The organism is Paenibacillus sp. J22R160, assembly GCF_059692135.1.
In genome coordinates this window covers 115329-130462 of the sequence record NZ_JCAUAU010000019.1, presented here as the reverse complement: position 1 = coordinate 130462, position 15134 = coordinate 115329, and the positions used below count along the sequence as shown (strand labels likewise).

Below are 15134 nucleotides of genomic sequence, written 5' to 3'. Positions count from 1 at the left end.
CATTCGAGCCGTCTAAAAGATGAAAACGAACGGAAAGAAGAGAGAAACAAAGGATTTCTAAGAGCATCGTTACTTTCGCTAGTAACTCTCCGGAATTAGGGGGTCGGACCGATATAGACCACTCGCAACAAACTCTCGGGACAACGCGCGCTGAGGGAGGGAACTATGATCCCCTATTTTCCAATAAAACGGCGCTTGGGCTAGGTGAGGGGAACTGTGGTCTCTTATTCTTTCATTTTTGATTGGAAATCGGTATTTTCAAGGAAATAAGACCCTGTCGTTCCGTTTAAATTGAAAATAGTCCCATTTTCTCAAAATAACGCCCTGTAGTTCCGTTTCAGACAGTCTCTGGGCTGGGCTTGGCTTGGCTGGGCTGGGCTTGGCTGGCCGGGGCAGGCTAAGCAACGCAAAAAAGAGGCTATCCTCAAGTAGAATCATTCTACTTATAAGACAACCTCCCGAGTGTACCTAAGAGTTACAATCCTTGAAGCGCAGCCCTAAGCCTAGCCGTCACATCCAGATAATCCTCCGCGACATTCCGATTCTCCCACGGATCGCTTCGCACATGATACAAACGTTCCTCCCGATCCCGCTCAGCGACCAGCTTCCACTCCCCGTCCGAAGCGACCCGCCATGAGCTGGGATGCTCCCAGCGCGAAAACAAGCTTCGATATGCGTCAAATGAAGCTGATCAGGCGTATAAATGGCCACGATATCGATATCTTCCCGCGAGACCATCTGTTTCACATTGTCATAACCATAGAGAATTTCATAATCCGTTTGAACTTTTCGGACTAAGGTCTCGTTCACATCGCAGACGGCTATTACCTTTAGCTCCGGATGACCATAAAGCCCTTGATCAATCCTTTCCCTTCCCCTAGTCCAATGACGCCTAGCCCATAAGCTTTGCCGATTGTTGTAAAACGTCCATGCCCCTCCATCGTTGCCCCCTCCTATTCGACCTGCTTGCTGTCCCTAACCTGCACTCACTGGTATCCCTCCAATAAATACTTGATTGTCGTGTCAAGCAAATAACGCGCCCCCGTATTGTTGACAATGCCTTGCGGCTGAGAGCCTAACCCGCCTTCGAAACGGAGGGTAGTCGCTATCAATGTTCCTTGCCCATAGGATGCTTCGAACATATACCCCGCGCGCTCGAACAATCTAGCGTCCAACCGCTCCATCAGCGGTGTATGCGGAGGCAGCGACGCGTGATCAAATACGGTGTCTGTCGCCAAACCGAACAGCGACAGCGAGGTGTGCCCTTCGTGCGGGTAACGATTCATCACTGGATGATCGTGGAACAATTGCAGCGATTCTCTTGAAAACGACAGCAGGTTCAAGGTGAATGGGCCTGATTGACTCCTCTGTACGAAGAGTACCTTACCTCCTTGCTCCATGAACAATTCATGCTCAGGGCGAAGCTGCGAAGTGATAACCACACGCGTGTTTTCTTGAAGACGGGTATGGAAGAGAATCCCCGGATACACGGTGCTCAGCCCTGCGAAAACATGAAACGGATCATCGAGCAGCAGCATCGATTGCTCCTCCAGCGTCAGCGCAGGCTTCGGGTATACCCACAATGTCCACGCATTGCGGACCGTATCGCTCGCGCTTGCAGACGCCATCATTAACGCAGCGCTGAGCGTAACCGCTGTAGGCGTCTCAACTTCCGGTGCAGCTATCTCCAGCACACCGATCTCTTTGGCTTCGCCGGGGTGCAAAACCACGGAGGATAGTGCTCCTTCGCCAAGCACGCTTCCACCGGCTTCAGCAACCATCCTCCACGTGAGTAAGCCGTCCTCTACAATACCACTCCCATAATGGGAGATGAACAAGTGCGGCCGTATGAACGTGCCTGCCGTATAATTGTACGGATCCCAACGGACAAGCCGGTCCCCTCCACCGATCCAACTGCGGCGGTTATCCCAAGTCAGGCTGATGACTGTGGCATCATTTATCATCCGGAACTTTTCCGGAGGCTGCTTGGGCTGCCCTTTATCGTCAAAAACGGCGCTGGTTGCGATCGGATTGTCTTTGATCGAGGTAATGACATAGCCGCTAATTCTGGCATACGTACGCACGAACTCAAGCACCGCTTTGCGGTACACAAAGGCGCTTTGGTTCGCATTGTTCCAAAGCTGCTCATTGGTAAAAGGCAAATTAAGCTTCGCAAGCTTCTCTGCTTGCCGGCTGTACTGCCAACGCTCTTCTTTGGCAACTGGGTTGACAGTCTCATCATATTGAAGCCACCACGGCATTTCGCCGCCGTTGTCCGCTAAGGTTGTATCTAGATTGCGGAACTCGTCATAATCGCAAAATTCCCCAAAGACCCAAGGCTTGTCTTCTCGCCAAGACCCTGCAAATTGACTTAACAGATCCGGAAAGAAATGAAAATCCGTATAGAAATGATAATCATAGAAATCTGCATATTCTTTTAAAAGCCCTCCGTAACACTCCCCGGAGCCGCTGTTATCACGGATGATGGCATGATCGGTGAGCCTTTTTGCCATGGCATAAAGCTCCTGAAGAAAGGTCGAATCTGCGGATTGATCTAATTCGCAGCCAAGAGTCCAGATGCTAAGCGATGGATGATTGCGCACTTCACGAATGATGGATTCATATTGATCGAACGCACGTTCTTTGAACTCCGGTGTTACCTCGGGCAGCCACATGGGCATTTCCTGCCACAACAGCACGCCCATCTCATCGGCCAATTCGTAGTAGTCCTTCAGAGGCACATATAGACAGTGTTTAACAAGGTTAAACCCGCTTTCCTTGACACGCATAAGCTCCTCGCGAATCTCATCCCTGCTTGGAATCGGCGCAATCGAATCCGCATACCAGCCCCAGTGCAGCACGCCTCGCAAATAGATTGGCCTTCCGTTTAAGAGGAATTGGTCCCTGTGAATTTCCAGCTCTTTCATTCCGAAACGACAATCATGGCTGCTTATTTCGCATTCGTTTTCTAGGACAGCCGCATGCAGCTGATAAAGTGTCGGCAACTCTGGGCTCCATAAGGAGATCGCTTCCTCAAACGTCAGCCATAGCTTATCCTCCACCCGCTCCGCTGCGGATGGAATCTTGACCTTTTGCTCCTTGCGGCTTACAACTTTGCCGAGTGTATTCTTGATTTCGGCTGCTACGGTAACGGAACGCTCGGTGTCACTAGGAGTACCCGTTAGAGCAAACTCCACCTCTACTGCTTTGTCACGAACGCGAGGCTTCGCGAAAACATCTCTTATTGCTACGTCAGGAACAAGTTGCAAGTGTACCGATTTCCAGATGCCGCCGAAAATAACGCCAACATCAGGTAAAAACCCCGCGAGGCTCGCCCGCAGGGGGAACCTCACGCCCTGTTTGTACACCTTAATCAGCAGCTCATTCTCTGCTCCGAAGGCGAGCAGTCCTTCCACCCTGGCCTGGAATCCACTCCAGCCCCCTTCATGCTTGCAAGCTAAGCCGCCATTTACATAGATTTCGCAATAGTAGTTAACACCGCCAAAATCCAATGCCACTAGTCGGCCCACCCACTCTGATGGCACATCAAAGAACTTTCGGTACCACACTGGACCGTCCGCCTGCTTGTTAGCCTCTACCTGCTCCCAGCAGCCCGGGACGATAATGTCCCGCCACTGCGTTTGAGCATTCAAATCTTCCCTGTTATCGGATGTGTGTGCAAAATCGATGTTGGCTTCCCATTTGCCGTTTAAGCTGATACGGTCAACTGATTTTGGCATACTTATTTTCATATCCGCCATGTGTGTCACCCGATCCTTCAGAAACTAAATTTACTGAATCTCGTACAATGCCGTCTCCACTTTGTTCTCTGGCAGCCACACACGCATCTTCCCTGAATCGCGGTTATCCCACGCATAGTACGGTATTGCTTGGAACGTGTCGGTCCGATCGCTCCCCACTGCGTATAAGGTGACAACACCTTCGAGCAAATTCGGCTCGAACACCGCTTGGAAGCGTGTATGTGGCGACACAATTGTATGCTCATACGCCGCAGCATTATCCATTTCTTCCATGCAATAGACGATCGGACCCCGCTGTAAAGCGACTTTACCGGCGTTTTCTTGCACGAGCGGATGGGCATACACTTTCTGAACCGGCATCTCGAATACGAGCTCGATCTCCATGCCAGCCTTCCATGCTCGGCTTAGCTTTATGTACCCATTTTGCATACTCGGATAAATCTCCGCTTCGCCGTCCACCTTCAGCGTGAAGTTTTTGCACCAGCCTGGAATTCGCAGCAGCATGTCATAAGGCGTATCGCCGCTTTCTTCTACCTTAATCGTCACCGCTCCGTCCCATGGGAAATTCGTTTCCTGCTTCAGCGTAACCCCTTCATTGCCAACATGCAGGGAGCCTGTACTGGCAATATATTGATTGATCATGATTTGTCCTTCATTGACAGCATACACATAATTGCCGATTGACGGGATAAACCTCGCAATTTGCGTCGGGCAGCAGGAGCAATTGTACCATTCCACGCGGTGGTGGCTGCCATCCGTCTCGAGCGGATTCACATAGAAAAACTTATCGCCGGACAAGGAAACGCCCGCTAACGCGCCATTATACATCTCGCGCTCCACAATGTCGGCGTATTTACTGTCACCGTGCAGCAGGTTCATCCGATGGTTCCATAAGATCATCGCTACCGAAGCACAGGTTTCGCAATAAGCGCTTTGATTCGGCAAATCGTAATCCGACGTAAAGCCCTCATTGTCCTTGGAAGGACCAATGCCGCCAGTGATGTACATATTTTTGTTCACCACATTGTCCCAAAGTCGGTCTAACGCGCCTAAATATCCCTCATCACCAGTCAATGCCGCCACGTCGGTCATCCCTGCATACATGTAGACGGCACGCACCGCATGTCCTGTAACTGTTGACATATCGCGTACAGGGAGATGATCCTGCGAATACGCAGCTCCCCAATCGGCCCGATCCCAGCTGTAGCCGACGCCATGCCCATGGCCTCTTTCTTCTAGGAACCAATAAGCAAGCTTCCAATACCGTTCCTCTTTGGTCTCCAGATACAATTTCACAAGAGCCAGCTCGATTTCCTGATGTCCGGGAACCCAGTGGCGTTTATCCGGTCCAAACAAAGCGTCGATATGATCAGCCAACTTAATGGCAGCATCCAAAAGCTTGCGCTTTCCAGTTGCTTGATAATAAGCAATCGCTGCTTCAATTAGGTGTCCTGCACAGTACTCCTCATGTTTGTTCATATCCGTCCATTTCTTATCAGGTTCAGCCAGCGTGAAATAGGTTTGGAGGTATCCGTCCTCCTCTTGAGCTGCGGCAATGAAATCAATCACCCGGTCGGCCTCCGCCTCCAGCTCGGCATCCGGCTCATTCATAAGGGAATAAGCGATCCCTTCAAGAACTTTGTAAACATCTGAATCATTATAGAAAATACCTTCAAATTTACCGTCCATCAAGCCGGCGGCTTTGGCGAAATTCGATATTCTTCCTGTTTGTTCACACTGGGTCAGACAAGCTTTCAAGGTCGTTTTTTGCAAAGCTTTCATCCTCGCAGACCAAAATTTATCCGCAATGAAAACCTGCGTAAATGGAACTTGAGCCAACTGCTGATATGGCAGCTTATGTGTGAAAAGCGAATTATTATGCACCATACTATTCATCCCTATCCGACCTCTCTCTGGCTTATTTGTGTGTGCTTTACCCTTTCATTCCTGTCAATGAAATCCCTTGAACGAAATATTTTTGGCTAAAAATATAAACGATTAGCACTGGCAAAATCACTAGAAGAGAAGCGCCCATCTGCAAAGGCCAGTTCGTTGTGTACACATTGCGGAAGATCGAAAGTCCAACTTCAAGCGTTCTCATTTCGGACGTATTCGTGACAAGCAGAGGCCACAAGAAATCGGTCCATACCCCCATAAAGGTAAAAACAGAAAGCGTTGCCAAGGCTGGCTTGGATAAGGGGACAATGATGTTCCAATAGATTCGCAGTTCACTGCAGCCGTCAATCCTGGCCGCATCCTCCGTTTCTTTTGGCAGCCCCAGAAAGAACTGCTTTAGCATGAATATCCCGTAGGCACTGCTTAAGCCTGGTACGATGAGGGCCGCATATTTATCCAGCCAACCAAATTTGTACACCATCACATACGTCGGAATGAGGGTAACTTCAGATGGAATCATCATCGTTGACAGGAAAATAATGAAAATGACATCCCGTCCTTTAAAGGCAAGTCGGGCAAAAGCATACGCCGCCAGCGAGCAGACCAATAGCTGCCCGGCGACAACCATGCCTGTAATGAATACCGTATTTTTCAAAAACGTCATGAAAGGGGCTGCTTTAAAAATCGTCGCATAATTCACCCACTCCCAAGTCTCCGGTATAAACCGTGGCGGGAATTCGAAAACAGAGTACTCCTGCTTCAGTGAAGTGGTGAACATCCAGATGAACGGGTACAGCATCGATAAACTAACAATAATCAGCATGATGTAGGTCAGTGTGCCTGCGAGGAGGTGAGTCACGTTGACCGGTTTTCTTCTACTTGTTAATGCAGCAGCCATACTCGCACTCCCCCCTCTTAATATTCATAATTAAATCGCTTCATCACTTTGATTTGAATCATCGTAGCCGTGAAAATGACCGCGAACAGGACGTACGACTGCGCCGAGGCATAGCCCATGTTAAAGCGTTTGAATGCCTGATCATAAATATGGTAGACGACCACATCTGTTGAGCCCAAAGGGCCCCCTTCTGTCAGCATATAGACGACCGTGAACACCTGAAACGAAGAAATGACCGAAGTTACGGCTAGGAAAAAGAGTGTCGGCGTCAGCAGTGGCACCGTTACCGACCAGAACATGCGCCATCTGGAGGCGCCGTCGATTTTCGCCGCTTCATACAGATGATCGGGAATGCCTTGTAAACCTGCTAGGAAAATGATCATTTGATATCCGATCCCTTTCCAGACCGATACCATAATAACGGCAATCATAGCCCAATTCGGGTCCAGCAGCCATTTGATGCCAGTAATACCGACCTTTGCGAGCAGGAAGTTCAATAAGCCAAACTCCGGCTGCAAGATCCATTGCCAAACCATCGCGATAGCTACGGTTGAGGAGATAACCGGAAGAAAAAAGATCGTCCGGAACCAATAGACACCGCGCATTTTCCGATTCAGCACGATCGCCACAATGAGCGAAACGGCAATACCGGTCGGTACGCTGCCTGCCACGAAATAAAAGGTATGCTTCATGGCAATCCAGAAGTCGGTATCATCGAGCAGCTTGGTATAGTTACCTAGGCCAACGAAAGGTTTATCCGGCTTCAAGATGCTCCATTTGTGGAAGCTAAGATACAAAGCGAACAAAATGGGATAAATAATGAATACGATGAGATGCAAAGAGGCAGGCAGGATGAATAAATAACCGATTGGCTTCTCATCGCTTGCCGTTTGTCCTCTGAGTTTCTTCCAGAAACTCGGCTTTGTGGCTTGTTTGGATGAAGGGAGGCTTACCGCAGCGTCGCTTTCCATAGTGTCTCTCCTTTCCTAACACGCTAACTACTCATTAATAATCTTATCGATTTTCGGAACGGCGTCGTCGAATGCTTTTTGCACTGGCGTATTGTTCACGATGATTTGTTCAATCGCTTTGTCGATTTCTTTCTCAATCGGATCCCATTTCGGATGAATGGAGCCCCAAGGTTGACGCGCGTACTGAACCTCTTTCACGAATGCCTGCTCCAGCGGTTTATCCTTCGCATATTCTTCGGATACCGATTTCACAGCTGAAAGTTCAAGACCGGATTGAATGCGCATTTTCTGGCCTACCTCAGACTCCGCCATGAATTTCGCCAATTGATACGCTTCTTGCGGATGTTTCGTGCTTGCGGATGCCGCCCAGCCTGCCTCATACATGACGGAGACGTTATCTTTATTTTTCGGCAATCCAACGATGCCCAAATTATTAATGTTAAACTTACCCGCTTTAGCTGTATCGTTCAGACCAAGCAACGTCCAGTGGCCGGAGATATTCATCGCGATTTTGCCTGTTTGGAAAAAGAGGTCGCCAAATGCTTTCTTCACCGAAGGTGTCGGAGAAACCTTATGTTTGGTTACCAAATCCGTATAGAACTGGTAAGCCTCCACGGTTGCCGGACTGTTCAGGAAGCCTTTTGCGGTTTTACCGTCTTTGCTAAGCACGTCGCCGCCGTTCTGCCATACGAATGGAACCGACTTATAGAAGTAAGGATCAGCCGTGAAGCCATACTGCTCGGTTTTGCCATCTGCTCCCGCTTTCGTTAATTTCTTGGCTGTTTCAAGGAAATCATTCCATGTCCAGCCTTCTTTGGGATATGGAATGCCGCTTTTATCAAAAACTTCCTTGTTGTAATACACGACTAGCGGTGTGAAACCACGGGGAAGATCATAGATTTTATCACCGCGAACGCCGATATTATATACATTTTCATACCAGACATCCTTGTTGAACGTTGTATCTTTTTTCGCGTATGGACCCATATCCAGCACGGCATTGTTGTCAATAAATTGGGGGAGAACAACGGAATCCATCAAGAATACGTCAGGTGCATTGCCGGATGCGACGGATGCGAGAAGCTTCTGGTTGGAGTCGTCGCCCGGAATCGGTTCGTAGGCAACTTCGATGTTCGGATTCTTGTCCATGAAGGCTTTGATCGCAGCTTGTTCCGCTGTTGCTTCTTCAACCGCTGCGCCGGAAGAAATGCGCAATTTGACCTTTTCTCCGCTTTTTCCGCTGGTCGTTGCAGCACTATCTTTATCTGCACTGCACCCCGATAAGGCAACCACTGAAGCCAAACATCCTGCTAATACGATTGTTGAAGTCTTCATCATAACCTACCAACTCCCCGTCTTTTATTTATTATAAAAATACAAGTTCATCCAGCCATACATGAAACTGGCCGCCATGAGAAGAGTATTCTATAACCACACTTTGCAGCTTGCTGAACTGAGGATTTCCAGTGATTTTGACGTTCCAGGTGTCCGAGCCCTCATTGAAAGTCTGCGCATCTGCCGCCGTGACCAGAGGTACTTGAAAAAACGACCATCCGTATCTGGCTTCGGAAGCAATTTTGCTCCAATTGAAGATAGGCGCTTTGCATAGGTATTGGAGGCTGTTAAGGTCATCTTGCACGAATCGCAGCTTCAAGCCGTCTTGCGCAAAACCACCCCACACTTCATGGTGGTACTTCATCCAGAAAGCGAATTGTGTGGCCTGATTAAGTGGAAATGACTGCTCTGCAGGCGGGTTGATATCCAAACGAATTCCTGTCAAAGTTGAAGCGGAACGCAGGTAGACGGACTGCCCGTTTTGAACGGCGTTGTCCCCATCTTGCGTTAATGCAGCGAATTGATCTGGCACTGCATGCGTAATTTGCGTTGAAGCTGCATGCACAGCAAGCAGGACCGAATCCGGATGAGGCAGCACATACAAATCATACCAATCAAGGTCTGAAAGGTGACCGTTAGAAACCGTCAAAGCAACGCGATAAAACCCAGGATTTTCATAAATGTGCGTGATCTCCGACTGCTCTTGAACCCTTCCGTCCCCCATCTCCCAACGGTAAAATAAAGTTCCACCATCTGCGTCCACACTTTCACTCGCAGTAAAGCGAATAGGCTGCCCAGCTGTTGCCTGAGATGTCAATAGGTTTACTTTTGCTTGAGGAGGCGCCATTTCATTCGTTTCAGAGCTTATCGCAACATTCTTCACATTGACATCCTGGTGCACGTCGCCAAGCCGATTATTCGTCATCACATTGGCAGATATGTTGATCCATTCCGCATGCTTCATATAAATGCCATAGGTGTCATTATCCGTAATCACATTCTGTTCAATGATCCAGTGATACGCTTCGTACCCTTGCTTGAACCCGATGGCGAGACCAGCACTCTTATTGTGATGGATGTGATTGTTCCGCATGATAAAATGGCTGCTTGAACCGTTCACGACCGCAATCCCTGCGTTCCCGAAAGGCTCAGGCGCATTGGCAATCCGCACTCCGTTGTAGGCGGCTTCGTTCCCGATCAGCACCGCATGACAGGAGCCCCCAAGCCAGAAACCATAGCTGGAATGATTGCCTTTGTTATTTACAAAGGTGTTTCCCGGATCCCACACCTCCCACGCATTATTGTGCGCGTAAGAAGCATCGTTGCCTTCAAAATAATTGCCTGTGGAAACCCATCCGTTTAACGAACGGATAAACACGCCGTCGCCTCCATATGTAAAATCATTCGCATAAAATTCATTATTATTGGAACCGCTTTCAATGAGTGCGGATGTGGAGTCCCTGGCATGTACTTCACCTGGAGCAATGCGAATGCCATAGCTTAAATTATTATTGGAAAATGTATTATTAGAGGAGCGCCACAATTTCAAGCACACATTCGTGCAATGAGACATCTCATTATTCTCGACGACGTTGTGCTCACAGTTTTTGAGATGAAGACCGTTCCAGACGTGATTGCCTTTATTCCCTTTGATCGTGCTATGGGTTACGCCTTCCAGATGCAGCGCGCCAAACGGCTCGCCGTCTCCCCAGCCATAGTCTGGATCTGTGTAGTTGTAAGACAAATCATTGTCCATGATGGTCCAATTGGAGCCATTCATGATCTTCACCCCGGTTTGGAAACCGCGAATGGTCATGTTTTTCACGGTAACGTGGCTGATCCCGCTCGCGAAAAGGCCAATTCCGCTATACGAATGGATGCTGCCTTCCCGTCCACGACCGCGAATGATTGCGCCGCTACCATCAATGGTAATCCCATCGCCACCGATGATAAGGCCAAGGCCATCACTAAACACATACTCGCCAGGCTCGAAGATGACATCCTCCGTAATCACCATGCCTGAGTAGGGCTTCACAAATAAACTCATTTCCTTGGCGCTCCCCTTTCCTCTCATCGCTTCAATGAATCAATCGGCTTGGATCGCTTGTGTCGTTTCCCTCTCAATTACATTCCCTTTGACCAGCAAATTCACTTGTTTGTCCTTGTGAGCTTGATTTTGAATGATCTCGCAAAGCGTCTTAGCTGCCATCATCCCCACCTCATACAAAGGCAACGAAATTGTCGTCAGCCTTGGTCTGGCATACTTGGCGATAATCCGGTTATCATATCCCATAATCGAAATGTCATCAGGAATGCTCAAGCCCAGCTCTCTCACCGCATCCATAACACCAATTGCAATCATATCGCTGGATGCAAAAATGGCCGTCGGCCGATCCTCCAGAAGCAGCAATTCCTTCGCCAGCCTGTATCCGGATTCTTCGTACCAGTCCCCGTGTTTCACGAACTCTTTTCGTGGCTCCACATGGTGATCTCTCAGCGCATCGTAATAGCCATTCAAGCGTTTCGCACTAGCATGCCAATCGAATGGGCCGTTGATAAAAGCAATTTTCCTATGATTTAAATGTAATAAATAGGTCGTCGCATCATAGCCACCGGCATAATCATCCGTAAGAACGTTATGGATCGATTCTTCATCGCTTCCCGTACGGTTAATCAAAACAGTGGGCATCTTCAAATGTGGAAATTCCTCCACCGCATTCAGCGTCGTATCGGCAAGAATAACACCGTCCAGCTTTAAATTGGTAAAAAAATCAAGAGCGGCAACTTCGCTTTCAAGCTCATGCTGAATATTCCAAAGCAGGACGCTAAACCCGTTCTTACGAGCCTCATCCTCAACGCCTCTCGCAATAAAACCACTGAGCTCGTCAGATACGTCATCCAAAATTAATCCAATCATCAAAGATGACTTTTGGCGTAGATTCCTTGCCACAAGATTCGGGCGATAGCCCAGTTCTTCTGCGATTTTCTGTATTCTCTCTCGGGAGGCGGCACTAATCTTCTCATTGTTAGCCAGCGCCCTTGAGACAGTGGCGGCGGATACGTTCGCCAACTTTGCAATATCATAAATATTAGCCATAAACGAATCCTTTCCAGTTATGTCGTGCAATCGATTACAAACGTAGTGTAATCGATTGCACGACAGCGTGTCAACACAAAAAAACTGACAAAAAGCCTTATATTCCGCGGGTATCACAGGCATGAAACGGATAAAAACCCAATGAAAATTATCCGTTGGGTTCATTTCAGTACTGCTATTTGATAAGCGTCTTTTGAGACTCTTATATTCGTTCCAAACATTAAATTAATGAGGATAAGAGTCCCTAGGAACTTCTATTTGCGTCAAATCTTATAGCTACAGATGATTTGTACCTGTTAGGAGTCTCTAAAGGTTCTTATTTCTGTAAAATGATCCACATTTGCTGTGATAGAAGTCTTTGGAGACTCTTATATACCAAAAAAGTCACTCCCTCTTATCCTACTCGCCTCCGCACACTACCACTCATACACTCGCAATGGCTCAGCCAAACGAAGCTTTTGCTTGCCATGAAACTGGTCACGCGCATCCGCGAGCACATAATCATCCACATAATGCATGAGCAGCATTTTCTCCTGAATGGAAACAGGGAGCGTTAGAAGCTCCTCGAGTGACGTATGCGATGGCAGTTGATCCTCCTGCATATGGCATTCATGGAAGATCGTTTGCACCTCGCCGGCAACCTCTCTTAGATAGGTTTCATCTAACCTCGTATCCCCGCTGAAATAGAAATACGGCTTACAAAGCAGGCCATAGCTAAGCATGTCCGGCACATGCTGCGTCCGAATAAGATCGAATCGCTCACCCGCGATCTCAAAGGCATTCTCCACGGATTGCACGTCAAAATAGTCCTCAAGAACGCGCCTTCCTCTTGTAGTTAACTCCAGCCCATGGCGCAAAACTTGCCATAAATCAGCTAGCAGCCCTGCAGGCACATAAAGCTTCGGCTTGATTCTGCCGGGATACACCCGATGGAACAACGCCAGCTTCGACAGGCCATTCATGTGATCTTCATGCAAATGTGTGACGAAGATATGCTCCACCTCATTGAGCTTCCTTCCCATCTGATGCAAACTAGCATGATTCGACTCTGGAAAGTCGATGCACAGATTGGTATCTCCAAATGTGAGTAAAGCGCTGTTATGGCCTTGCTCAACACTAAAGCCGTCACCACAGCCCAAAAATGTTAATTTCATTATTCATGCCTCCCTCTCAGAGTCCCCATAAATCGATGCGCCACTGCCAAGAAATTTGTAATATGATAGCTGTAGAAAATTAATATTTACATTTAGGAGGACAACATGAATTCACCGCACAAACCTAAGCCAAAAATCCAACTGCGTTCCTCGCTCTTCATTCTCATGATTTCGTTAATCATTGTACTACTTACCGACAGTGTATTCTACACATACTCGAAGCGAATGCTGTCGTCGGAGCTTGAAACCAAGCTGGAGTTAATTGCCGATAACATAGCCATCTCCATTAAACATTCCAAGGCTGGCGAGAAATATGTTGAAAATCTGATCGGGCAAAATTTGCGAACGGCTTCTTTAGCGTTGCAGTACAAGCTTGATCCTGACATTGAAAAAGTGACCAATGAGGAGCTCGCCCGGCTCAGTAAGGAGTTAATGGTCGATCATATTACACTCATGAAACGCAGTGGCGATGATATCATTGGCTATAAATCCACGGAGCCGAAGGAAATCAATATGAGCACCAAGAACTGGAGCCGCGACTGGTTCAAAGCCTTTAATCAACTGCTCGATACGAAAGAAACGAATGTCAAAACTGGCCAAGCCTTACCGAATTACTGGTCAGGACCGATGAATACCTCCATGTCAGATCCGCAATACGTGGACAAATGGGGCTATTATTATGATGGCCGTACGAATTACATCCTTGATCCTTATGTTCACGATACGTTCTTCCGCGATTATCAACGGGAAACGGGGGTGGATGCCGTTATCAATGAAATGATTCATGGCTACACCGATCATGGCGCCAAAGAAATTGCTGTCTTTAACCCGCCAATTTTCCTTGGGCAGCAGGAACAGTACAAAAAAGAAGGCTACACTTGGTTCTCAGACCGGGAAATCTTATTCGGCTCCTACGTCATGAAAGATGCGCGCGATCAAGACATGGTGCAATCGGTTTTAAAATCAAAGCACACCCAGCAGTTGATCACCAATATTGATGGTAAAACATACCTTAAAATGTTCATCCCTCTCCAACTGGATATCCCTGTCGTGATCGGACTTACGGCTGATTATGAGAAAGTGCAGAACTCCATTGAGCGCCAACAAAGAAACCTGCTGCTTCTGATCGGTACAACTGCTATTATTGCTTTCATTCTAGTCATTCTGAGTTTTCGATTCATCAACCGCAATCGCGAGGCAACCGCGGAGAGCGTTCAAGAGGTATACGTCGACCATATTGGATCACTGTTTCGCTCCATGAAGGAGCAACGTCATGATTTTAATAACCATGTAGCGACCATTCATTCTCTCGTCCACCTCAAAGAGTTCGAAGAGCTGAGCCGGTACACCTCTGAGCTAATAGGTGAAACGACCGCTTTAAACGATATTATCCAAATCAATGTGCCGGCGATATCTGCTATAGTTCAGTCCAAAGTCATTCAAGCCGTTGAGCGTAAAATTACCTTTCAACATGAGGTTGCCAATCTGAAAGATATTCCTCTTGGAGCCGTAAAGGCGACGGACTTGGTTCGAATTATTTCCAACCTAATTGATAATGCGTTCGATGCCGTCTCCCTGTCTAATAGAGAAGGGGACAAACAGGTTCGTCTAGTCGGTTATGCGGATGGACAATCCCTAATCTTCCATGTGATCAATAATGGTGCGCAAATTCCGAACGATATGCTCGAACGCATTTTTGAACCCGGCTTCTCAACCAAGAATCCAGATGACCTTCACGCTGGCTTAGGATTAAGTATTGTCAAACAACTGGTCGACAAGTATGGCGGGACCGCTGGGGTAAACTCGACAGAAAGCGAGACAACCTTCACGATTTCTATCTCGATTTAACATTATCGCGAACAATAATCGATTGACATCATATAATGTTCGTATTATGATGATGAAGGCGATAAGAAACTGCCACATACGTCATAATCGTTCGTATATCCTTGAGAATTGGCTTAAGGGTCTCTAGAGGAAGCCATAACTTCCTAGCTACGACGGGTTCTTGCTTTTGCATAC

General features: G+C 47.8%; 10 protein-coding genes and 1 riboswitch. Of the genes, 1 reads left to right on the top strand and 9 read right to left on the bottom strand.

Annotated elements, in window-relative coordinates; translation table 11 throughout:
- Window positions 1–510: 510 nt before the first annotated feature.
- From AC58UW_RS26900 to AC58UW_RS26860, 9 genes are all read right to left on the bottom strand, one after another.
- The gene (locus AC58UW_RS26900; protein WP_497423633.1) at window positions 511–825 is read right to left on the bottom strand and encodes a Gfo/Idh/MocA family oxidoreductase; all 315 of its coding nucleotides are present in this window, start codon (window positions 823–825) and stop codon (window positions 511–513) included.
- A gap of 161 nt (window positions 826–986) precedes the next feature.
- Entirely contained in the window at window positions 987–3740 is a 2754-nt protein-coding gene (locus AC58UW_RS26895; protein ID WP_497423625.1) for a glycoside hydrolase family 2 protein, read from the bottom strand.
- A gap of 51 nt (window positions 3741–3791) precedes the next feature.
- The gene (locus tag AC58UW_RS26890; protein WP_497423624.1) at window positions 3792–5657 is read right to left on the bottom strand and encodes a glycoside hydrolase family 127 protein; all 1866 of its coding nucleotides are present in this window, start codon (window positions 5655–5657) and stop codon (window positions 3792–3794) included.
- Window positions 5658–5694: 37 nt separating this feature from the next.
- Complete coding sequence (locus AC58UW_RS26885; RefSeq protein ID WP_497423623.1) at window positions 5695–6555, bottom strand: carbohydrate ABC transporter permease; 861 nt, start codon at window positions 6553–6555, stop codon at window positions 5695–5697.
- A gap of 17 nt (window positions 6556–6572) precedes the next feature.
- Window positions 6573–7526 carry a carbohydrate ABC transporter permease gene (locus AC58UW_RS26880; protein ID WP_497423622.1) on the bottom strand — a complete coding sequence of 318 codons (954 nt, stop codon included), beginning with the start codon at window positions 7524–7526 and terminating at the stop codon, window positions 6573–6575.
- A gap of 27 nt (window positions 7527–7553) precedes the next feature.
- The gene (locus AC58UW_RS26875; protein WP_497423621.1) at window positions 7554–8864 is read right to left on the bottom strand and encodes an ABC transporter substrate-binding protein; all 1311 of its coding nucleotides are present in this window, start codon (window positions 8862–8864) and stop codon (window positions 7554–7556) included.
- 28 nt (window positions 8865–8892) lie between these two features.
- Entirely contained in the window at window positions 8893–10908 is a 2016-nt protein-coding gene (locus AC58UW_RS26870) for a right-handed parallel beta-helix repeat-containing protein (RefSeq protein ID WP_497423620.1), read from the bottom strand.
- A 39-nt stretch (window positions 10909–10947) separates the two neighbouring features.
- Window positions 10948–11958, bottom strand: a complete 1011-nt coding sequence (locus AC58UW_RS26865; RefSeq protein WP_497423619.1) for a LacI family DNA-binding transcriptional regulator — start codon at window positions 11956–11958, stop codon at window positions 10948–10950.
- Window positions 11959–12374: 416 nt separating this feature from the next.
- Window positions 12375–13112, bottom strand: a complete 738-nt coding sequence (locus tag AC58UW_RS26860; protein ID WP_497423618.1) for an MBL fold metallo-hydrolase — start codon at window positions 13110–13112, stop codon at window positions 12375–12377.
- A 105-nt stretch (window positions 13113–13217) separates the two neighbouring features.
- On the opposite strand from AC58UW_RS26860, the gene AC58UW_RS26855 reads away from it, so the two are divergent.
- Entirely contained in the window at window positions 13218–14960 is a 1743-nt protein-coding gene (locus tag AC58UW_RS26855; protein WP_497423617.1) for a sensor histidine kinase, read from the top strand.
- 71 nt (window positions 14961–15031) lie between these two features.
- Window positions 15032–15130: riboswitch (purine riboswitch) on the top strand.
- Window positions 15131–15134 lie beyond the last annotated feature (4 nt).